We start from the raw sequence: 21,154 nt of genomic DNA, 5'->3' as shown, positions 1-21,154 counted from the left end.
TAATAAAAATTTTTGTCCCTTATATTGGACTTTGCGGCCGCACGTCAAGAACTACTCGCTAGGCCAACTTGCTAAGGGTCAGCATGAGTAAATCAGGCTCTTCTAAAATTCGGGGGATTAAAAGAAGCCAATTGACACGTGGAAGCGTCCGGGGTCCTCTAAACTACCATCCTTGTTTCTTTCTCTCAAGAGTTTTATTCCGTAGTCAAAGTCTAGGGTACCTACTGGGGTGATGATCTTAAATGTAACCCCGACTGAGTCTCTCAAGTCTCCTAAATCCACACGGTTCACGAACACGCGCCCCGCATCATAAAATACCCCGGCCATCAGGGCATCATTGATAAAGTAACGCGGCTCAAACTTGAAATTGGCCAGATAGGCACGGTTATCGATCCTTTCTTCCGAAATGTCGTTCCCGTTAGGCAGGCGGTTGGCCTCCTCATCACTGAACCCCCGGATGATATCCATACCGGTTAAACGAAAAACCTTGATGTTTGGAATATATCCAGCGGTCTGCGTCACACCATTAATTTCGACCTTGTCCCGGGCAAGGTTTTCCTGGATCCCCCCACCATCGAAATCGCCACGGTCCCATTTTTGAACGGGATGTAGAAACGGTTTCGCGAAATGAGCTTGTAATAGTTAATAGTCAGGTCTGGCTCTTTCTGGGACAGGAAGTATGGGTTGGCCCATTCTGTCGATAAGTTAAAGAAAGCTCCCTTTACCGGGTTAATCTGAGAATTACGAAGGTCGTAGGTTAAGCTTGGTGTGATCGCGCCGATCTCGAAACTTCCGTTATCAATCTCGTTAGTAGCATTGAATTGTTGAATATCTTCATATTGGTAACGAACTGAAGAAGACATACGTTTAGTAAGGTCACGAGTGAAGATAGTGTTCGCTCTCAAAATCTCTGCATCGAAAGAGTAGAATCGTTTTAACTGATATGCACCCGAGGCCGAAAAATCAATCAAGGTATCAAAAATATCACCCTGAGTATAAGTAAGAGAGGTATTGTGCTCGAGAATCGGAACAGCGTCCTTTCTACGTTGAGGATCAAGTGTCTGATAACTTAGACGTTGGTTAAGTTGAGTTCTAAGGGTGATGGATTTGTTTTCTCCAGCGATGTTTTGGTACGAAAGAGTACCGGTTAATTTAAGACCTAAGTCGGTACGATAACCTGGTGCCACCTCAATTAATCCATACTCTCTTTCAACCACTCTCACTAATAAGTCAGTAGAAGCGTTCTTGGAGTTGTGTTTTAGAGGAACAACGTTAACGGTATTAAAGAGACCGGTGGCAGAAAGAGCAGACTCGATGTCACGGGTTCTCATTGGGGTGATGGTATCACCTGGCTCAAGGGGAATCTTTTTCAGAAGGACTTTCTTTCTGGTTTTATTATTGCCTAAGAAGATAATGCGATTGAGTTTAACCATTGGACCCAGATTGATCTTGAAACGAATATCAACATCTGCTCCGGTCTTGGTATAGCGAACCAAATCTTCATCGTTGGCATTGGTTACTTCTGCATAGTAGTAGCCTTCTTCCTGAAGTGTTGAAGCGACCTTTTTAATGTCGTCCACCATCTTGATGGGATTAAAAGGCCTCGTACTCTTGTTATGCATGACGGTCAGAAGTTTATCTTCGTATTCAAGAGGAATTCCTTGAAACTCAATCTTGCGAACGTAAGCTCTCTGGTTCTCCTGGATAATATAATCTACAGTGGCCGTGCGTTTTTCGGCATCAAAGTTACTAACGGGACGAGGAATTCTTACCTGAACAAAACCACGTTGGATGTATTGGCCACGAAGATAGTCGACAAAATATTCGTAGAATTCCTGGTCATAGTAATTGATTGAAGCAAGTTCAAATGCCTCTTTATCAAACATCCCCTGGAGACGCTTATTACTAAAATAGTTGTTTCCAGAAAAATTCACCGATGTCACACGGGTCTTATATTTTTCATCGAGATATACACGATAGAGATGGACCGTTTCATCATACATATTGATGAATTCAGAATTTTCGATTTTTACTTCCGCGTTTAAACGGGCCTTATTCAGATAGTGCTCTCTAAGGGCACTCTTAATCGTAGAATCTGAAAGTGGTCTTTTATATTTACGGAATAAATCCAGAAGAATGTTGTGAATAACATTTCGGTGCTCTTGCTTCAGATTTTTGAAATCAAAAGCAAATAACTGGTCATTTGTGACCTTAATATCTAAAGTGACACGGTTTTCTTTGATCTCCGGAGTGAAGTCCATGGCGATCAAGAAGTAGCCATAATTGAAAAGCTCTTTCTGGGCATCATCCAGATAAAGCTTAAACTTGGTCATCTCGAAAGGCCTGTTATAGAGATTATAAAATTTCTTTACCAGGTAATCCTGCACATACTTCGACTTTGAATTTGAGCGAATGTTCTTGAAGATCCGGGGCTGACCAAGTGTCACAACCACACTTACGACAACTTTATTGCCCTTCTCCTTAACCTCATAGGTATGAGTGTTTTTCGGATAACCCATGCTTTCCAGTCGCTTTTGAAGAGAGGTCATATTCTCTTTTAAACGCTGAATCTCAAAGAAGTCCCCTTCCTTAATACTAAGAAGTTGATTCGGGTCGTACTCGAGGTTTCGGTCCGTAAATCCAATGTTGATTTCTTCAATAATGGGCTTTAATTGGAAATGAATATTTAAAGAATATTTTCCAGCATTCTCATCTAGTTCATAGGTAAAGCTCTGATATCCACCATCAGAGGCCAGAACTCTGAGAGTGTCCTTCATGTGGACTAAACTTCGGTAATCACCGATCAATGTGGCAAAACGATTTTTTCTTTCGTTACAATTATCGGACTTTAAACATTCAACATTGACCTGTGACAGAGTCAGGCCTTCAGCAAAAGCAATTATAGGTAAAAGAATCAGGAAAAGAGTGATCAATAACTTCATTTAAACGTCCACCTGAACTTTACATCGGCCCCGATGGAGTTATCAATGATGTCTTCTTCACCTTCAGCATTGGTTCTTAATTCGTAAACACCTTCCAGTTGTACTTTCTTGGTTAGTCCGTAGTTCAGGTTCATACTCTGGCGCTGACCGATACTTCCACCCATGGTACTCGATACCGAAAGTGTAAGTGCCTCATCCAGACGTTTCTTTAATTCAATTTTTGTGGCGGATCGGGTTCTTCCCAGGGCTCCCCCACCTTGACCAAACTGACCTTCTTGTGATCGTCCAGTGAGTAGACTATCAGTGCCTGATTGTTCAATCACTGTTCCCAGATTTACTTGGAGACCAAACTGCTTATTTAGAATGTCACTGATCTTGAAGCGGTCGAAGACAAATGAACCTACCCCTACTTGAGTTAAACTCTGCTGGTCTTTTTGCTGAAGGTTACTCTGGCTTTCTTCTGTATAACCAAAAGCAATCAAAGAGAGAATAGAGTTACGTGGAAGTGGTGGATCTGAAGTCAGATCAAAATTAAAGCGTTCTAAATCACCATAGGCCTTAGGGAAGACCTTATAGTTTGAAATCAGAGTCAAGGCCTGAACATCAAAATCTGGATTAGAAATTTCTTTTTTTGGACTAAAGTTGATATCGGCGGCGGTGATCAGATACTCATTATTCTTAAAGAAAATTCGAGAAGAATTCACCGGAGTAAAGAGTCGTCCATCTCCACGAGGTCTTGAAGGATTTCCAGTAAGCTGAATCTCACCTCTCAGCGCCACGTCCATCAGAGAGTTCGTCACACGGACTGGATTCTCCGCCTTAACATTCACATTTAGAGCAAACATTTTTGCAACTGCAGATTCTTGATTCTTAGGAAGATAACGAATTTGAGAGAATGAGGCCGACTTCGAAGAAAAGTCGTTCAATTCATTAACGATCTGTGCCTTATTGATGAGAATTTCGCCACCGATAGTGTATGGTGGATTGTTTCCTAGAATAATCCCTTCGCCTGAAATGTTGATGACCGATTTCGAAAGGATAGGAATTTCGGCACGATCAAACTGATATTTAAGATTAATGTCTGGATCATTCTCATCGAAGAAAACATCACCTTTAAGGGCAAGAGTTCCGCTATCAAGAGTAGTCATCAGATCCTGAATTAACAGACGTCTACCGGCATACTCTATGTCATACTTCAGATGATTGATTGGGAAAGGTAACTGTTCAATCGAGACTGACATGTCAGTTGCCTTAGATGAAATAGAAAAGTCATATTTATTTTTCCGTCCATCTACTCTTACGATATTACGGATGAATCCCTCTGATGAGAGGACTGGAGCGATGAGAATCTCGAGAAGCTTAGAATTCAAATGAAATTCATGGATCAAAGAAACATTCTTTCCAAAGGTCCCTTCACCTTTTGTAACAAGGAAAAGATCTGACTCCCTGATATTTAGGTTCCAGGCCTCAATCTCACTATTTCTCACCACGAACTCAGGTCGTTTAGACTGATAATTCACATTAAAGTCAGGATGGTTGAAGACCAGTTGCTTTAAAGTTCCCGTCAGGTTGAGATTATTGAAACCCTTATCGAACGAAGAGGCCACTTCAAGATTGACTCTTCCGGTGATGTCTTCTGATTCCAGATGTTCGCCGAAAATCCCCACCGCTAGTGGCTTTATATCAGTATTGAGAATCTTCAAATTCAATTTTGATTTTCTGTGATCAGCGACCGCCAGATCAAAATCTGACTTGATGATATCGCCAAAGAGATTAACGTCCCCCGCAATGTGATCAGGATACATATCGAGGGAAATGTCAGAGTCTTCGAAAGTATAGTTCTGAGATCTCGTATTAAAGAGTTTTGAATCTAATTTTAAGTGATAATGAGTTGGAGTTCCTGAACCCTCAAATTTCCCGGAAATTTTGGAATCAAGATTTAATCCAAGCCTTTTAACAGCATTGAAACTATTCAATTGAAGATTGTCCCAACGGTACTTCATCTTCATGATCTTATTACTTAGATTAAATGAGAAATCCCCATCAATTCGGCCCTGGCCTTTTGTACCTTCAAGGTTACTGAAGGCCAATACTTCATTGAATAAAGAAACATCAAAACGCCCAGTCGGGATGTTTTCACCGTAAGCAGTTAGTTCGGTGAAATCAACTTTGGATTTGATCTTAAGCTCAGGCAAAAGATATTTTCCGAAGATGTTAACATCCACCTTCCCTTTGAAATCTAAATCACTTGGTAAAAAATCAACTTTTGAAAGAATCGGGTGAAGAATCTCTACTAGGTCTGTAGAAGTAGCATCGTTAGAGTTAATGCCTAATGCGATATCACGATTTCCCCAATTCACGAGACCCGTTCCCGAAACATGGGTCTTCCCAAGTTTCGATTCCATCTTGTTGATGAGAACCTGATCTTCTTTCAGCTCAATGGATAAGTTCTTTTCCGTCTCATCCAGGCGGTAACCCAGAATCTCAAAGCCTTTGGTTTTCCCCTTAAGATTAATAACCACATTATCAAGCGGTCCGGAAACATCAACTGAAAGGTGACCTGCGCCTTTGATATCCAGGTTGGCAATGTTACCCAGATCTTCCAGATTGACCTGTGAGTCCGGCACAAAGAATTTCACTCTGTGTTTATTTACGAAGCCATCTACTTCTAATTTTGAGCGTGGAAGTACTGCAGTGGTACTCATCTGGAATTCATTATTCACAATTCCAAATTCGGACTTCTGAAGCCTGACGGTCTTGGCCATTAAAATGGTAAATGGGTCCTTGGCATCTCCAACCACGAGTCCCAGGTTTTGCACATGGAAGTTATCTTTCGGGGTGAAGTAAAAATCAGTCCCACGTTTTTCAAATACCAATTGGCCCGTTAAGTTACCTTTGAGAACTTTTAAAGATGGACCCAAGAAACGTAGAACGTTATTGAGAGATACGTTTTCCACGTAAGCAGAAACTGGCTTGGTTAACCAGGTCTTGCGAGTGATGTCTGCAACTAGAACGGGAGCGAGAAGCTTAACCTTTTCATTTTTGTTTGTTAAATCGATCTTGGTAACGGTGATTTTGTTGTCTTGAAATTCAAGTCCAGCTCGGAGCTCATCTGCATGGAAAAGATTTGATTTGAATTCTGTTAGAAGGACATCACTTTTTGCACTTAGTTCTTTATTGAGATACTGAACATTGAAACCGATTTTCGCAAAGCCATTTTTAACATCGATGAATTCGGGTAGTTCAAAATCACGATCGAAACTCTTCAGATGGAGCTGGGCCTCGCCATTTAAGGCGACTTCACTGTTCTTTAGAAGGCGATAGTTCTTAACCTTGCCTTTTAGCAGTAGTGTTTGAACATCGTGCTGAACCTTCAAACGATAGATGTTCACATCATTACGAGTAACTTCAGCATCACCCCAAACTTCGTCCAAAGTGAAATCAACTTCCGGCGTCGGTTGAATATTGGCGAGATGAAAACGCGCCGTAAATGAGTCTCCACGTTTGAAGACCTTTAATCGACGAGCTTCTAAAAGATCATGATTGGCAAAAATTCTTGAATTCTCAATTAATAGGGTATCAACTCGAACCGGGGCCTTCTCAGAAAGATCAAAGATCTTTTCGATGACGGCTTTATCAATTTCTTTGAGCTCCTCGTCTTTTTTGGGGAACGTGTAGTTAATGGAAGAGTCGGCAATTCTAATCTGACCGAAAGTTAACTTCTTTTCCTCAACTTCAATTAGACTAATGTAAAAACCGATCTTTCCCAATTCTGCTTCAAAGTTTTCCACATCCGAGATTTTTTTCTTAACTCGAACTCGGTTGAGTTCAAGCCCCGGTGGAAAAACACTGATGGTGAAGTTTTTGATTTTAACGTCGGTCTGCGCCTTTCTCATGGAAAGGTCTGAGACAACTTTTGTAACGAGCCCGCCAAAAGACTTGGTCTGAATAAAGACCACAAAGGCAATGAAACTTGCCAGAACAATGAATAAGAATGCTCCTAGAACACTTTTAAATCTCATTCAGTTTTTCTAGCCTTTCCTTGGCCAGGCGATACTTGCTATCAATCGAAATGATTTTAGATAGAATAATTTTCGCCTGTTTTCTTTCATTCAAACGGATATAAAGCTCCGCCTGCCCATACATGAAGGACAAAATATCATCCCGAGAAGTTGCCTTCTCAAGGGCCATGAGACAAACATCCAGGGCCGCGCGGTAGTCTTTAAGTTGTAATAAGCAAGTTAACTTCAAGTAGGCCGCTTTCAGAAAGTCTTTATCAGATTGAACTTTCTTCATCGCCTCATTCACGGCCATGAGGGAGACCTTTGGCATTTCACTTTGAAGGAAGCTCACTGCCAGATCGCAAAGCTGATCTAGGCCAAAGTCCTGATGCTTAAACAAATGGGCATAATTATGTTCCTCAGACTCCTCGTTTTCAGGGAGTGCTGAAAAAATCTCGGAGTTATATTTGCCATCGAGCTTTAAATCCGGAGTCTCAAGTTTCGCCTCATGCTTCTCTTCCGCTTTTCGAGGAGCAACAAAGTAAGGTTTCAGATGACTGAAATATTTATCAAAGTACACAAAGTCATAATCAGAATTACTTCTCACGACCTTTGAGTAACTCTGAACTTCATCCAACATGTCCAACTGATGAAGAAGATTCATCACGAGGGCCTGAAACTTAAAATCATCGAAATAGATCACCATCTCAACCAGTTTCTTCAACTCTCCCTTCTCAGTTATTCCCTGAGAAGAAATAAGGCAGAAGCTCTGATAGATCTCAAGCTGTGCTTTCTGCTGACCGGTTTTGAGAATCTCAGCAATAGACTGAAGCTTCTGAGCAGTGCCTTTGGGGGAAGACTTCTCTACGCAAGAAAGAATTAATGATCTCACCAATTCTTCGCCCGCTTTTACATCGTTAAGCAAGAGAGCGAGACTTAGTTTTTGAAGGCGTAAAGCAAAGTCGAATTTAAAATACTTTTCAATAATGCTTTCAAGCCAAAGAGGAACATTGGGTATTTGTCTTTCAAACTGTCTCAGAAGAAACGTTGTCACCAATTGGTACAACTCATTCATCTGGCCCTTGTGTTCGGCCGCTTGAATTTTTAATTTTTGAATTGTGAGAAAATATTTTTGTGAAACATCTGTTGGGATGTTTTCCAGCAACTCATGAACTCGTTCAAAGTTGCCTGCATGAGTTTCAAGTTCACAGAGTTCTAAAAGAAAATGTAATGGAAGAGTTTTTTGTTGGCCGATTAATGCTTCTTCATACAAATGCAAAAGCTCTCGGCGAGTCGAGGTATGAGGAAGCGAAAGTTGTACTTCAATCAACTTCTGAACTTCAAAAAAATTCTGCTCGGCCATCATCTGCCGAAATTGAATAATAAAATCCAAGATGCCCCTTCCTGTGGCATATTAAACACTTGGATTTATTATACTTTTAAACTAGTTTTTTAGCTAAATAATTGGTCGAAAACTTACTTTCTACGAAGTCAGGATCGTTCAAGATTTCCTTGTGGAGATCGATGTTCGTTTTGATTCCGCTTACCACTGTTTCATTCAACACGCGCTTAGCACGGGTGATACAGTTGGCACGGTTATCGGCCTGAACGATGATCTTCGAAATCATAGAATCGTAGTGTGGTGGTACAGTATATCCTGTATAGATATAGTCATCTGTTCTTACGCCAATTCCGCCAGGTCTGTGATAATGCGTGATATGACCAGGAGATGGCATACCAGTTTTTGGATCTTCAGCGTTGATACGGAATTCCATCACGTGGTTTCTAAAAGTGATATCTGACTGTTTGAATCGAGAAACTTCACCTTGAGCATGACGAATCATCTCAGAAATAAGGTCAACACCGGTACGACCTTCAGTCACCGGGTGCTCTACCTGAATACGAGTGTTCATTTCCATGAAGTAAAATTTTTCCGTATCAAGATCATATAAGAACTCAACTGTGCCGGCAGAATCGTAGTTTACGAACTTCGCCAGACGAACAGCAGAATCACAGATTTCCTCACGAACTTTTTGAGAAAGAACCGGAGAAGGTGCTTCTTCCAGAACTTTCTGGAAACGTCTTTGAATTGTACAATCACGTTCACCAAGATGGATTACATTGCCATGTTTATCAGCAAGAATCTGAACTTCGATGTGACGAGGATTTGTAATATATTTTTCAATGAAAAGAGTTCCATCCCCGAAAGCAGCTTTTGCTTCTTCGTGAAGACGAATAAGTGCCGGCCAAAGTTCCTCGAAGTTTTCGATTCGCTTCATACCGCGACCACCACCACCAGCTGAAGATTTAATAAGAACTGGGAAGCCCATTTTCTCTACTTCTTTTTTGATGAATGCTTCGTCTGTATCTTGAACCAGGATCGGTTCTAGAGTCGGAACTTTTGCTTTTTTTGCAGTAACTTTCGATTCGATTTTATCACCCATTGCTTGGATACAAGAAACAGATGGACCAATGAAAGTTACTCCCCACTTTTCACACATTGCCGCGAACTCATCATTCTCAGCAAGGAATCCATAACCAGGATGGATCGCATCTGCACCAGTGATTTCAGCAGCAGATAGAATTTGTGGTACATTTAAATATGAATCTTTTGATTTCGCCGGACCAACACAAACAGACTCATCGGCCATCTTTACGTGAAGAGAATCTTCATCGGCAGTTGAGTGGATTGCCACTGTTTCAATGCCTAATTCTTTACAGCTTCTGATTACACGAATTGCAATCTCACCACGGTTAGCGATGAGTACTTTTTTGAATTTTTTAGTGGTCACGGGACTACTCTCTACTTTTTATTTTCTAATCTTGAATAGCGGCTGACCGTATTCAACAAGAGACTCGTTATCAACACAGATTTCAACGATTTCACCATTAACGTCTGAGTCGATTTCGTTCATGATTTTCATTGCTTCAAGAACACAAAGCGGCTGACCAGTTTTCACTTTGTCGCCAACTTTTGCATAAACTGGTTTCCCAGGAGATGGAGAAGCATAGAAAGTACCAACGAATGGTGATTTGATTACGTGAAGACCAGCATCGTTTGCAGCGGCCTTTGCAGGAGCAGCAGCAGCTACTGGGGCCGGAGCGGCCATAGCAACTGGAGCTTGGTGAACGATTGGTTGAACGTGGTGAACAGCTGCCGGAGCAGTAGCGAAGTTTACTGATACTTTGAAGTCTTTTGCTTCAACCTGAAGTTCAGCAACACCTTGTTCTTTAGCAACTTTTACGATTTCTTTTAGAGAATCAATGCTTAATGTATCTAGTTTCATAAATTATGCCTTCTCTCTTCCGATATATTCGCCAGTACGTGTATCGATCTTAAGAACTTCACCTTCTTTAATGAAAAGTGGAACGTTCACTTGAAGACCAGTTTCCATGATGGCCTTTTTAGAACCACCAGTAGCTGTATCGCCCTTCATACCTGGATCTGTTTCAACAACTTTTAGGTTAATGAAGTTTGGAAGCTCGATAGAAATCGGACGACCGTTGAAATATAGAATGAATACTTTAATGTTCTCTTGTAGGTAGAACTTGTTGTCACCAACTTGATCGTGAGAAAGGTGAACCATTTCAAATGTTGATTGGTCCATGAAGTTATAACCATCGATGTCCGAATAGTTATATTCCATTTCTTTTTCTTCCATGTCCGGCTTACCAACAGTCTCGATTCCAGCTTTGAAAGTTCTTTCTAAAGTTTGGTTCGTTTCAAGATTGCGAAGTCTTGTTCTAACAAACGCAGAACCTTTACCAGGGTTTACGTGTTGGAAATCAACGATGATCCAAGGTTTTCCCTCGATCTCAATTTTAAGACCTTTTCTAAAATCAGTTGTTTGGTACATGAAATGTTCCTTTAATCGATCAGCGATTTTATCGCGATGTAATAACTCTGTTTTCCGAGCCCGCTCATTATGGCGGAAGCAGCTTTTGCCGTCAACAAAGTATGTCGGAACTCCTCGCGTCGGTAGACCTGGCTTAAATGAACTTCAATTACTGGAATTTTAAGGATTTTTAATGCGTCATGAATGGCGACACTGGTATGGGCGTAAGCACCTGGATTGATCACTAGAGCGTCAAAATCTTGAGAGTGAGCGGCCTGAATACGGTCAACGATTTCGCCCTCAATATTGGATTGATACCATTCTGTGGTGGCCTCAGATTTAATTTTTGAATCTGTCCACACACGGATATCGTCCAGGCTGTCTTTTCCGTAAACCTCAGGTTCACGTTTTCCCAGCATGTTTAAATTTGGTCCATTAATAATGAGAATTTTTTTCATGAGCTCTCTCTTTCAATTCATTCAGGAAGCGGTTGAATGTTTCTTCAACCTTGATCTCTTTCGGTGATTTCACCTTTACCTGAGTTTCTATGATTGAGATGAGTTCGTCATGACCTTCCTGCTCAGTGACAGGGCCAGAAGGTTTCGTTTCGACATTTTGATTTTTTAATCCGCGGACCTTGTCCAACTTCTGGATCGAGGCCACATCATTAGGGTTGAGCTCCAGGATTTTTTCCAGAAGTTCAATTGCCTTGTCGTAATAGTGTTGAGCACAGTAAAGATCAATTAGTGTATGCGAGACAATTGGTGTGTCCGAAGTAATGGCGCTAGCATTTACTTCTTCGGCATCACCAAATTCTTCTTCAAACTCGTCGGCATAATACTCATCTTCAAGATCTCTTTCCTGAATTTTTTCCGTTTTAAGAATCGGATGTTCGTCCAGGCCGGGCTTTTTCATCACCCATTCGTTCTCTTCTTCTGGTTCAGGAATGGCGGCCGGCTTCTCAGGTTGTTTCTTTTCTTCCTGGGCAGGACGATTGAAATCAACTTGCACCCAATCATCATCAATACTTTGAGCAGGAGGAGAAATCGCATCTTTCGGTGCCGGTAAATCAGGGGCCTTAATGATTTGATCGAGACTCAATTTCTTGTGTCCCACCATGAGATCATCTTCCAGACGTTTTACTTGTTCAGCGAAGTAACGGTCTTTTGGATTCATGAAGAGAAGATACTTGAACGTATCAAGTGCTTCTTCTAGATGACCTAAGTGGATACATGCCTGAGCGAAGATTTTTTGCAGAGAAATATTATCCGCGTTCTGCGCGATGATTGGACGAAGGGTATTGTAAGTCAGCTCATACTTTTGCTGATCGTAATAGCAATGAGCGAGAACAATGTAACCCAGAGTATAATTGGGATGATGACGAATTCCGTCCTTCAGAATTTTGAAGGCGTCATCATACATTCCTAACTTACGAAAAGATTCCGCGAGAGGTGCGAACACTCTCGAGCGCGGATTCTTTTTATACATGTTGAAGTATTTTGCCAGTAAGGCAGATTGGTTCTTTTTCCCAAACACGGGTCAACCTACCTACAGCTCAGTGCTGTTTACACCTGATTTCGCCTGACGATCAACCATTCCGGCCTCATCCTGATTCATAATTCTTGGAGTCATGAAAATGATGAGTTCGTTTTTGCTTGTGTCAGGAGCGTACGGCGTACTGAAAAGCCATCCAACAAGAGGAAGATCTCGAAGGTATGGAATACCTGAGCGAGTTTCAAGTGTTGTCGTTTGGTATAAACCACCAATTACAACAGTTGAACCGTTATCAACTAAAACGTTAGTTGTAATGTTTCTTCTTGTAATGTTTGGTGGGGCGTCCACTGTTGGTCTTGTACCGAAAGCAGATTTGTTAAGTGCAATTTGCATATTAACAGCACCATCGTTCGTTACCTGAGGTGTAACTGTCAGGTTAAGATCCGCTGTGATGTTCTGGAACGTAGCAAGAGCAGGTTGGTTACCTGTGGCCGGTTGTTGAACACGGAAGCTGGTTTGTTCTGAACTTGTAATCGTCGCGGCCTTCTTGTTCTGAGTAACTACTTTTGGAGTAGAAATGATACGGCCCTTAGATTCTGATTCCATTAACTGAAGGTTCAAATCCAAGTTTAAAAGTCTCTTATAGATACCAATCGTCATACCCAACGCAGTTGGAGTTGTAACGTTTGGAGCAGAACTGAAGGAGAAACCAGGTCCAACCGGAGCTTGGATAGCACCGACAGGATCATAACCGAAAGAGATACCTTTCGTCAGACCGATACGTTTTGAGTAACTCTCAACCGCTTCAACAATTTTGGCCTCAATCATGATTTGTGGAGTTTGAGTATCTAGCGTCTCAATGATCTTCTTGATTCTCTCGATCGCATCGATTGTGTCCATAACGATCAAGCTGTTAGTTCTTTCATCCAGCTGAATCGTTCCGACATTTTTTGTGATGTAGTCTTTAACGATTTTTTCGATGTCTACTAAGGTTGCGTAGTTAATTAAAAATACTCTCGTTACCAGTGGAGCCAGATTGTCTTTCAAATCAGCGAGTTTCATCTCTTCTTCTTTTTCTTTTGTAGCAGAAGCAAGAGTCTTCACAATTAGAATGTTGGCGTTCTTCTGGGCAACTAGTTTTGAAAGGCTAATAACCGTATCAAGTGCCTGGTCCCAAGGAACGTTCGTAAGTGTAAGGGTCAAATTGGGAAGTTTCGCAACTTCCTGATCAATGATGATGTTGAAACCTGAGGTATCAGCAATCATATTTAGAATATCTGGAACTGGAATATCACGAACGTTGATTGAGATTCTCTTTCCAATATATTTTTTTGGACCTGAGAGAGTCAGGTTATGAAGGATGTCTTCAATAGAATTTGATTTGGGAACGTTAAGACCTACGACATCTTCAACCAGGTCACTTTGAGCGGCCTTATCGTTGGTTTTGATTTTACCCTTAGAGAAAACACCAAAACGGTTTTCGATATTAAGGACAATCTTGTTACCAGAAGGTTCCAGAATTGAACGAACGTTATCACGAAGTTGAACTGCAAAGCGCACGTCATTAGCGGTACCTGGTTTTTTGTAACCAGAAATATAAACAGTTGAACCAGGGAATTCTGAAGTATCAATTCCGCGGAGAAGCTTTGGAGAAACTTTTACGTTTTTAAGATCAAGGATGATCTGCTTATCTTCGGTCACATGGAAGCGTTCAGCAAAAACATTTTCCTTATCAGTTTCAATGATAAGTTTACTGACTTCGCCTTCTTGAACAAAATTTACGTTTTTGATTTCCTGAGCGGACACATTATAGGAAATGCCCAAAATAAGCGTAATTAGAAAAAATCCTTTCTTCATGCTTCTCTTCCTTAAGATGAGCCTATGTATAAAAGTGTAAGTAGATTATCTCGAAATTGGTATAACCGTTTCTAAATATTCTTCCTCACCGTATACATTGACTATTTTCTCAACCAGGACAATCCCACCTGGGAGAATCGCTTTCAATTCTGCTGAATCCGGCCCGATCTTCATTCCTTCCTTAAGAATGATGACTGGTCCTTTTGAATCCTTTCCGTCTTTACTAGTGGAAACCAGAGCGCGGCGTTCTTTTCCAATCAGAACACCCACTAAACGGATATCGGCCACATTGATTTGATCAAGTGCCACATCTCCAATATTACTATATTGGCCCTTACCTGAGACATAAAATCCCTCTTTTTTATCTTTTCCACTTTCCGTTCGACTGGACTGAGGGGCCTTGAAAGGATCACGGAGTTCAAAAGGGTTTTCGATTTTAGTCTTGCTATCGAACATTTTATCAATTTTTTTCGCAGGGGCAGCGAATGCCCCTACAGATAAAATCATTAATAACAAAAGAATCCAGTTCATGTTTTAAAATCCTCGATCGACTTTAAAATCGGGATTAAAGCGGAAGGCCTGAATGACACCTTCACCCGAAATAACCTGAAAGCGACCCTTTTGTGGAGTGGCCGAAGTTTCAAGCTTTAGTGTCTTAATATTATAAATACGATCAGCGGTGCCGATTCTTTCTAGGAAAATCAGGAACTGGAGAAATGTGCCTTTCGCCTTAAGAGAATACTCTTTAGTAATGTAGTATGTGCTCTTGTCTTCTTTACCTGGGGTAAAGTTAGAATCCTTAATGTTAAGTGAACTCATTTCACCTTGAAAAAATCCAAGAATCTGAGAATCGTTAGTCTCAGCAGGAAGTTGTTTTTGAACTGCTTCAATATTTTTGGCCACTTCTTCTACGCGAACTTTATATTCGTTAGTTTTTTTAGAGAATTCCTGAATCTCGCGAACTTTTCTCTGGTTTTGTTCAATGTCCCCATCCAGGGCCAAACTTTGGTTTTGAATCTCAGTTACCTCTAGATTATGTGTTTCATACATTCCATAGGCGCTATAAAGACCGTAAAGAAAGAGAACGATATGAATGTTCGCGATGAGTTTATTGATTAAATCTTTCATTGATCAAACCTCGCGATTCCGAAAACGACCTCGAAAGTTTCAATTCTTCGCTTATCTGCCCTTACCGTGCTATTGGTTTCAGAAATATTGGCGTCCTTAATAAAGATGGATGAGCGCAAGCTATTCACAAAATTTCCGATACTCGTGTAATCCAGGGCCTCACCTTTAATCGTCATTTTATCCTGATCAATGGTCAGAGACTTAATCCAAAGTTCAGCTGGAATGTTCTTTGCAATATAAAGAAGAATGTTTGACGGATTACGTTTTTCAGAAATGGCTTGTTTTACGGCAAGAAGCTTTTTCCCAAGGTTCTCTTCCTGGGCCTTAAGTTCCTTGATCTGCTTATCCATATCTTTAGAAGCCGCAACCTTGCGCTTCAAAGAATTCAACTTGGCCTGCTTAGTTGATAGCTCCTGATTAGCAGCTTCTTTCTGCTCTTCAAGAATCGGCGCCAATAAAACATCCGGTAAATAAACCAAGACCATCACCAAAAGAAGTGGTTTGATTTTTACTTTGGAAAAATCAAAGCCACCTACGTTGGCTAAGTCGACCTGTTTTTTTTCATTGGAGAGGTTAATCTTAATCATAGGCTATGAAAATTTCCTCATGGCCAGTCCAATCACCACTGGTGAAATGGCTGCTAGTTGCTCAAGATTATGACCTATCTTTTTCTCATCAACTTTAACTGCAGAGAAAACATCCAGTCTTTCAACTGGTAGGCCCGATACCTCGGTTAATTTTTCAAGAAGCCCAGGGAGTAATGAACCACCGCCAGTTACGAAACAGTGACTTACTCGTTCGGCACTACCTTGAGAGATATAGAAATTGATATTTTTTCTAACATCAGACATTTGTTTTTCAATCTGAATGTTAATGATATTTAAAATTTCTTCCGGAAGGTTTCCATTTTCATCAGTTGTCGTCTTGAGGTCTTCAGCTTCTTCATAACTCACACCCATCTGACGTTGAATCTCTTCGGTGATGAGACCACCACCTACCGGAATTTCTTTTGTGAAGATCGGTCCGCCACGTTTGAAAACAACGATCTTTGTGGTTTGCGCTCCAAAATCTAAGAGCAGCGTCCCTTGAGAGTACTCTTCAATATTACCCCCCGCCACTTGCTCAAAAACATTTGAGAGGGCGAGAACGTTCAGATCAACCACTTTAACCTGAATCTTGGCAGATTTTAATAGCTCGGTGAAACTATCGATAAGATCATTCTTAGCAGCAGCTACAATGGCGTCTTTACCACCACCTTCGTTTTCACCGACAATATCAAAATCAATTTGCGAATCATCTGCACCAAAAGTGATGTACTGTTCCGCTTCCCACATCACATGATCTTCAACTTCTTCTGCTGTACCTTCAGGAACATTCAGACGTTTCGTCATGGTGTTTGGTCCAAACAAACCTAAACACACAGTGCGTGATTTAATTCTCGCTTGATTGAACGCTTCTAAAATCCCATCCGAAACTTCCGATGGCTTTTGAACTTCATCTTCAATGAGTGCCGCTTCTGAAAGTGTGAACACACCAAAGCGTTCTAATCTTAATTTTCCCGGGGAGCCGGCAAGTTCGCACACCTTGATACTATGAGAACCAATGTCCACGCCAACAATCGTGCCTGGATTGAGTTTCCCTAAAAGCTCATCAAGTTGTTCTTTTAATGATGGTCCTGCCAAAGTCGTCCCTGTCTTTGATAGATGGATAAATAAACTTAATTAATTATAGGCAAATCACATATGAGTTATCAAGGATTTAGTGCCTCATGCCATTAGAACAACCAAGACTGAACGATGCGAGCATGTTCTGGAAAAAATATCTGAAAAGCGGCCACTAAAAGAATCGAAGGTCCAAAGGCCATTGGTTTATCCTTGGTCATTTTTTTACCAGCAATGAGACCAAGACCAACAATTGCCCCTACAAAACAACTTAAGAATATCGTGAAGATAATCCCCGTAGGACCAAGATAAATTCCAAGAATGCCATATAGTTTAATGTCCCCACCACCAAGACCAACTTGCCCGCGCCATTTGTAAAAGAGCCATGTCACTAAAAGTGGTCCGAGAAAGCCGATCAATCCTCCGATCAACCAGTATTCCCATGAAAAAGTAAAAACGGAGAACGCCATGAACAAGGCCAATAAATACAGATTAAGAGAATCAAGTAATAGGTGATGATCCAGGTCGATCATAAAATGGCATATAAAGATGCAGGCAATGGTGAAATAAAAAAGGAATAGCCCGAGAGACATTTGAGTAAACACTGCAGGCATAAGCCACAGGGCCACTAAACCGGTAAATAACTCAATCAATGGATAGCGCCAAGAAATTCTGGTCCCGCAAAAAGCGCACTTTCCACGAAGGATCAGAAAGCTAAAAACGGGAATATTGTGGTACCACTTTAACTGTGTGCCGCACTTTGGACAGGCCGATCGTTTGGTCACTAGATTCATTTTCTGCGGAAGACGTATAATCACCACATTCAGAAAACTTCCGATCAAAAGCCCAAAAACAAAAAAGTAGACCGCTAATAAGTATTCCATTAATCGAGATTTTTCCGGTTAAAAAGGAAGATAATGAGTACCAAAACAAATAATGAATAGATCACGCCATAGGTTAAGTTAATCAGAAGATAATCTAAAGGAAGTGTCTGATTATAAAGCATAAAATCTTTTAAATTGAACTTATAAAAAGCCGGCAAGATCAAATGATAAAACTCTAGGACTGATTTCAGTAACGGGCGACTTGTTACGAAGAGATAATTTTGGGTTTCCTGAACAGCGTGGCCCACGGTTAATAGTAAAAAAGAAATGATAATCGCGAGAATATTGTTAGCAATTAATGAGAAGAAGATCACGACCAACAATAATAAGATGGCCTCAAGTAACGTAAAGCCCAGTGTCCAATAAACAAGATCACTAATTTCTCCACCCAAAAAAGCAGATGCTAAAAGTGTCATACCAGCGAGAAGAGCAATATTAATCACCAAAACAGCAATCAGACCCGCAATCTTTCCCAGGACAAAAGCATAGCGCGGGACAGGACGAGAAATAATCATGTATACGGTACGAGAATCAATTTCCTTCGAAATTAGTCCCACTCCCATGAAAAGAGCAATTCCACATGAGGAGAACCACAACATACTAAGCCCAAAATCTAAGGCGACTTTTTGAGGAACTCCGTAAGTGAACTCAGAAGCCACATAAGAGATCACCATCATGGCGAGACCAACCAAGAAAACATTGATTAAGATCTTACTTTTAAGAATCTCTTTCGTTGTATAATAGGCGATGACGCCAATTTTCTTGGTGATACCCAAAACTTATCCCTTTATGTTGTAAAATATTTCTTCGAGAGAAGGCTTTTTGGATTCAACACCAACTATCTCGAGATTATGTGAGTAAAGCTCTTCAATGATCTTTCGTAAGTTTTCTGGCATGACCTCAACCACAGTTATGCTGCCTGCAAAGGTAGAAAGATTTTGAATAGGAGCATTCAGTTTAGGCAAACTCGTTGCCATGACCTTTATTTCAAAGCTCGAGTGACCCTGGCGCATGAGGGAGTCAACTGACCCATCATAAACGAGCTTTCCTTCTTTCAGGAATACCACACGATCACAGATTTCTTCGATATCTGGAACAATATGACTACTGAAGAACACTGTTTTCCCTTGTTTGTGAACTTCAACAATTACATCTTTAAGTTCTTTTCTACCGATAGGATCAAGTCCACTTAAAGGTTCATCAAGAATAATGATCTTGGGCTCATGAATAATTGTGGCCAGGAAGCCAATACGTTGAAGCATTCCCTTAGAATAAGTTCTAATTTCACGATTCAAAGCGTGATCGATTCTGAAGCGGGGAGCCCAGTACTTAATTCGCTGTTGGATATCTGAAGCGTGAACATCCGAAATATTCCCCAAAAACTTTAAGAACTCTTCACCTTTAAGGTTTTGATAAAAATAAGGTCTCTCTGGAAGAAATCCGATGTTTTTAAAAACTTCAAAATTTGTTTTACCGAGTTTCTCAGAAAAAAGAACTTCACCAGAAGTTGGACGAATGAAGTCCATAATAATTTTCAATGATGTTGTTTTTCCAGCGCCATTGGCCCCAAGAAATCCGACCATACTGCCTTCCGGAATTTCGAAACTCACATTATCCAGGGCAACGAATGGTTTTACTAAAATATCAGATTTGAATATTTTTGTAATTTGATTGAAATTTATCATACAATTCAAGTGTATGAGTTTAAGTCACATTGGCAAAGTAAAATTCTATTGGGCGACCTACCGATTAATCTTCGTGGCACTCGTGCTTTTTACTTGTGCCTTATTCCTTCATTCCCTTACTCAAAAGCCAAAAGTTTTCATTTCGAAACAGGAATCGGCGGTCAACTTTAAAATCGACTTCATTAAGTTTTTTTCTTTGGGTAACAAGAGGCTGATCTCAGACTTAATTTGGGTGCAAACCTTAATGGAATCTGACCAGGAACACTATAAGCAAAAAGATCTGAACAGTTGGATGTATCTTAGATTCGCATCTATCAGCGAACTAGATCCTAACTTCTATCAAAACTATCTATATGGTGGACAATTTCTTTCGATCATTAAAGATGATTTGCCAGGAGCCGCAGTCATTTTCGAAAAAGGCCTTTCGAGATATCCGAACGATTATGATTTAAACTATTACGCCGCTTTGATGTATTACTATGAAATGGGTGATGCCCAAAAAGGGATTTTACATTTTGAGAAAATCATCAATGATCCAAGAGCACCTTCTTTTTTTTCTTCTATTGTTAATAAGTTAAAGCTTGAAACCGGCGAGGATCTAGACACCATCTACCAGCTTGTTTCTTACAACTATGAAAATACTGAAGATCCAACTTTAAAAGCAAAGCTTGAGCAGGATTTATACGCGATTAAAGCAGAAATTGATTTGAAATGTTTAAATCATCAAGGAGTGAACTGTGGGACGAGAGATCAATTTGGCAGTCCCTATGTTCTAAAGAATGGAACCTATTATTCAGAAAAACCATTCAGTCTCTACCGGATACGAAAAAGGGGGGACTTGTCCCCCCTTTCCGAAAAAATCATTCGTACAGTTCGTTAATTAGAAGCCGTTTCTCACAACGCTCATTACTTTCTGCTCGTTAATTGTTAGTTGAGAATTGTTAGTATTCGCAGTGTAATCCCCATCAATAATACCACCGGCGCCAGCAGTAAAAGTCATAGTTCCTTGGTCTGCTTGAGTACCAAGCGGAGTATCAGGTAGATGGTTTACAGAAGTAGCGATTAAGTTACCGACACCTTTTCCGGCTGGATACCAAGTCACTGTCGCCCCAACTGGATCATTAGCCGCTGCTGGAGCTTGAACAGTACCGTTGTTAGCAGGACAAGAAGTTGCTAGAAGACCCGAGTTTACAGCAGCAGCGTGAGCGTTGGCATTGATCGCCGCTGTAATTTTAAATCCTACAGCATAATAACGATTTAGCATTTCTCGATGTGGGTTATAGCCCATGTAAGCCAGACAGTTGTGATAGATGTTAAAGTCAGAGAAGAAAGCAGTTTCAGCTGTATAAACAGATGAAAGCTGAAGCTTCGCTTCTGACATCTTTGCCTTTGCTTGATACTTACGGAAGTTCGGGATTGCTACAGCAGATAGTAGACCGATAATCGCTACCACTACCATCAGCTCGACGAGGGTAAACCCGTCTTGTCGTTTTAACGACCTGAAGAAAGTTTTCATTTGCTACTCCTTGTTTCAAGTCATTAAGAGACTTGAAAGTTGTTTATAAACTGGCCCGAATTTCCCTCTGAAATTAAGATTCAAAAAGTCCTTAGAGTCAGTACAGTTCAGTTTAATATCGTTATCGCTATTAACGTTATTTTAATATAT

General features: G+C 40.7%; 19 protein-coding genes. 1 reads left to right on the top strand and 18 read right to left on the bottom strand.

All coding sequences use genetic code 11. The features are described from left to right. Positions 1-117 precede the first annotated feature (117 nt). The 17 genes from SOO65_RS02190 to SOO65_RS02110 form a co-directional block, all read right to left on the bottom strand. Complete coding sequence (locus tag SOO65_RS02190; protein WP_321396233.1) at positions 118-522, bottom strand: BamA/TamA family outer membrane protein; 405 nt, start codon at positions 520-522, stop codon at positions 118-120. Further along, positions 519-2,942: a BamA/OMP85 family outer membrane protein gene (locus SOO65_RS02185; RefSeq protein WP_321396230.1), complete on the bottom strand. Its 2,424-nt coding sequence runs from the start codon at positions 2,940-2,942 to the stop codon at positions 519-521. The genes SOO65_RS02190 and SOO65_RS02185 overlap by 4 nt, the downstream gene beginning before the upstream one ends. Continuing rightward, positions 2,939-6,964, bottom strand: coding sequence for a translocation/assembly module TamB domain-containing protein (locus SOO65_RS02180; RefSeq protein WP_321396227.1), 4,026 nt, complete (start codon positions 6,962-6,964; stop codon positions 2,939-2,941). The genes SOO65_RS02185 and SOO65_RS02180 overlap by 4 nt, the downstream gene beginning before the upstream one ends. After that, positions 6,954-8,336: a hypothetical protein gene (locus SOO65_RS02175; protein WP_321396224.1), complete on the bottom strand. Its 1,383-nt coding sequence runs from the start codon at positions 8,334-8,336 to the stop codon at positions 6,954-6,956. The genes SOO65_RS02180 and SOO65_RS02175 overlap by 11 nt, the downstream gene beginning before the upstream one ends. Before the next feature lie 46 nt (positions 8,337-8,382). Continuing rightward, positions 8,383-9,735, bottom strand: a complete 1,353-nt coding sequence (accC, locus tag SOO65_RS02170; RefSeq protein ID WP_321396221.1) for an acetyl-CoA carboxylase biotin carboxylase subunit — start codon at positions 9,733-9,735, stop codon at positions 8,383-8,385. A gap of 18 nt (positions 9,736-9,753) precedes the next feature. Next, positions 9,754-10,230, bottom strand: a complete 477-nt coding sequence (accB, locus tag SOO65_RS02165) for an acetyl-CoA carboxylase biotin carboxyl carrier protein (protein WP_321396218.1) — start codon at positions 10,228-10,230, stop codon at positions 9,754-9,756. A gap of 3 nt (positions 10,231-10,233) precedes the next feature. Next, positions 10,234-10,800 (bottom strand): elongation factor P, encoded by a 567-nt coding sequence (gene efp, locus SOO65_RS02160; protein WP_321396215.1) that lies wholly within the window; start codon positions 10,798-10,800, stop codon positions 10,234-10,236. Positions 10,801-10,811: 11 nt separating this feature from the next. Then, positions 10,812-11,237 (bottom strand): type II 3-dehydroquinate dehydratase, encoded by a 426-nt coding sequence (locus SOO65_RS02155; RefSeq protein ID WP_321396212.1) that lies wholly within the window; start codon positions 11,235-11,237, stop codon positions 10,812-10,814. After that, positions 11,215-12,267 (bottom strand): tetratricopeptide repeat protein, encoded by a 1,053-nt coding sequence (locus tag SOO65_RS02150; protein WP_321396209.1) that lies wholly within the window; start codon positions 12,265-12,267, stop codon positions 11,215-11,217. The genes SOO65_RS02155 and SOO65_RS02150 overlap by 23 nt, the downstream gene beginning before the upstream one ends. A 60-nt stretch (positions 12,268-12,327) precedes the next feature. After that, a complete protein-coding gene (gene pilQ, locus SOO65_RS02145) occupies positions 12,328-14,130 on the bottom strand; it encodes a type IV pilus secretin PilQ (RefSeq protein WP_321396206.1) in 1,803 nt (600 codons plus the stop codon). Positions 14,131-14,175: 45 nt separating this feature from the next. Then, entirely contained in the window at positions 14,176-14,661 is a 486-nt protein-coding gene (locus tag SOO65_RS02140; protein WP_321396203.1) for a hypothetical protein, read from the bottom strand. A 3-nt stretch (positions 14,662-14,664) separates the two neighbouring features. Continuing rightward, positions 14,665-15,258 carry a type 4a pilus biogenesis protein PilO gene (gene pilO / locus SOO65_RS02135; RefSeq protein ID WP_321396200.1) on the bottom strand — a complete coding sequence of 198 codons (594 nt, stop codon included), beginning with the start codon at positions 15,256-15,258 and terminating at the stop codon, positions 14,665-14,667. After that, positions 15,255-15,845 carry a PilN domain-containing protein gene (locus SOO65_RS02130; RefSeq protein WP_321396197.1) on the bottom strand — a complete coding sequence of 197 codons (591 nt, stop codon included), beginning with the start codon at positions 15,843-15,845 and terminating at the stop codon, positions 15,255-15,257. Before SOO65_RS02130 ends, pilO begins: the two co-directional genes overlap by 4 nt. 3 nt (positions 15,846-15,848) lie before the next feature. After that, positions 15,849-16,940, bottom strand: coding sequence for a type IV pilus assembly protein PilM (gene pilM, locus SOO65_RS02125; protein ID WP_321396194.1), 1,092 nt, complete (start codon positions 16,938-16,940; stop codon positions 15,849-15,851). Positions 16,941-17,032: 92 nt separating this feature from the next. Then, positions 17,033-17,803 (bottom strand): prepilin peptidase, encoded by a 771-nt coding sequence (locus tag SOO65_RS02120; RefSeq protein ID WP_321396191.1) that lies wholly within the window; start codon positions 17,801-17,803, stop codon positions 17,033-17,035. Next, positions 17,803-18,579, bottom strand: a complete 777-nt coding sequence (locus tag SOO65_RS02115; RefSeq protein WP_321396188.1) for an ABC transporter permease — start codon at positions 18,577-18,579, stop codon at positions 17,803-17,805. The genes SOO65_RS02120 and SOO65_RS02115 overlap by 1 nt, the downstream gene beginning before the upstream one ends. Before the next feature lie 3 nt (positions 18,580-18,582). After that, entirely contained in the window at positions 18,583-19,488 is a 906-nt protein-coding gene (locus SOO65_RS02110) for an ABC transporter ATP-binding protein (protein WP_321396185.1), read from the bottom strand. Between the two features lie 13 nt (positions 19,489-19,501). Here SOO65_RS02110 and SOO65_RS02105 point away from each other — a divergent pair, with 13 nt between their 5' ends. Further along, on the top strand, positions 19,502-20,368 hold the full coding sequence (locus SOO65_RS02105; RefSeq protein ID WP_321396182.1) for a tetratricopeptide repeat protein: 867 nt from the start codon (positions 19,502-19,504) through the stop codon (positions 20,366-20,368). On the opposite strand, the gene SOO65_RS02100 is transcribed toward SOO65_RS02105, so the two are convergent. After that, positions 20,369-21,004: a type IV pilin protein gene (locus SOO65_RS02100; protein WP_321396180.1), complete on the bottom strand. Its 636-nt coding sequence runs from the start codon at positions 21,002-21,004 to the stop codon at positions 20,369-20,371. It lies immediately after the preceding gene. Positions 21,005-21,154 lie beyond the last annotated feature (150 nt).

Origin of the sequence: Peredibacter starrii (genome assembly GCF_034259205.1) — a bacterium.
In the GTDB taxonomy this organism is placed as follows: Bacteria; Bdellovibrionota; Bacteriovoracia; order Bacteriovoracales; family Bacteriovoracaceae; genus Peredibacter; species Peredibacter starrii.
The sequence above is the reverse complement of the archived record's forward strand: the minus strand, read 5'-3'. Positions and strand labels throughout refer to the sequence as shown.

Bases quoted from the DNA above. Each gene is read 5' to 3' on its own strand.
- SOO65_RS02120 (WP_321396191.1), bottom strand. From the start codon at position 17,803: ATGGAATACTTATTAGCGGTCTACTTTTTTGTTTTTGGGCTTTTGATC.
- accB (WP_321396218.1), bottom strand. From the start codon at position 10,230: ATGAAACTAGATACATTAAGCATTGATTCTCTAAAAGAAATCGTAAAA.
- efp (WP_321396215.1), bottom strand. From the start codon at position 10,800: ATGTACCAAACAACTGATTTTAGAAAAGGTCTTAAAATTGAGATCGAG.
- SOO65_RS02130 (WP_321396197.1), bottom strand. From the start codon at position 15,845: ATGATTAAGATTAACCTCTCCAATGAAAAAAAACAGGTCGACTTAGCC.
- SOO65_RS02100 (WP_321396180.1), bottom strand. From the start codon at position 21,004: ATGAAAACTTTCTTCAGGTCGTTAAAACGACAAGACGGGTTTACCCTC.
- pilO (WP_321396200.1), bottom strand. From the start codon at position 15,258: ATGAAAGATTTAATCAATAAACTCATCGCGAACATTCATATCGTTCTC.
- SOO65_RS02140 (WP_321396203.1), bottom strand. From the start codon at position 14,661: ATGAACTGGATTCTTTTGTTATTAATGATTTTATCTGTAGGGGCATTC.
- SOO65_RS02180 (WP_321396227.1), bottom strand. From the start codon at position 6,964: ATGAGATTTAAAAGTGTTCTAGGAGCATTCTTATTCATTGTTCTGGCA.
- SOO65_RS02105 (WP_321396182.1), top strand. From the start codon at position 19,502: ATGAGTTTAAGTCACATTGGCAAAGTAAAATTCTATTGGGCGACCTAC.
- SOO65_RS02150 (WP_321396209.1), bottom strand. From the start codon at position 12,267: ATGTATAAAAAGAATCCGCGCTCGAGAGTGTTCGCACCTCTCGCGGAA.
- SOO65_RS02155 (WP_321396212.1), bottom strand. From the start codon at position 11,237: ATGAAAAAAATTCTCATTATTAATGGACCAAATTTAAACATGCTGGGA.
- SOO65_RS02110 (WP_321396185.1), bottom strand. From the start codon at position 19,488: ATGATAAATTTCAATCAAATTACAAAAATATTCAAATCTGATATTTTA.
- SOO65_RS02185 (WP_321396230.1), bottom strand. From the start codon at position 2,942: ATGAAGTTATTGATCACTCTTTTCCTGATTCTTTTACCTATAATTGCT.
- pilQ (WP_321396206.1), bottom strand. From the start codon at position 14,130: ATGAAGAAAGGATTTTTTCTAATTACGCTTATTTTGGGCATTTCCTAT.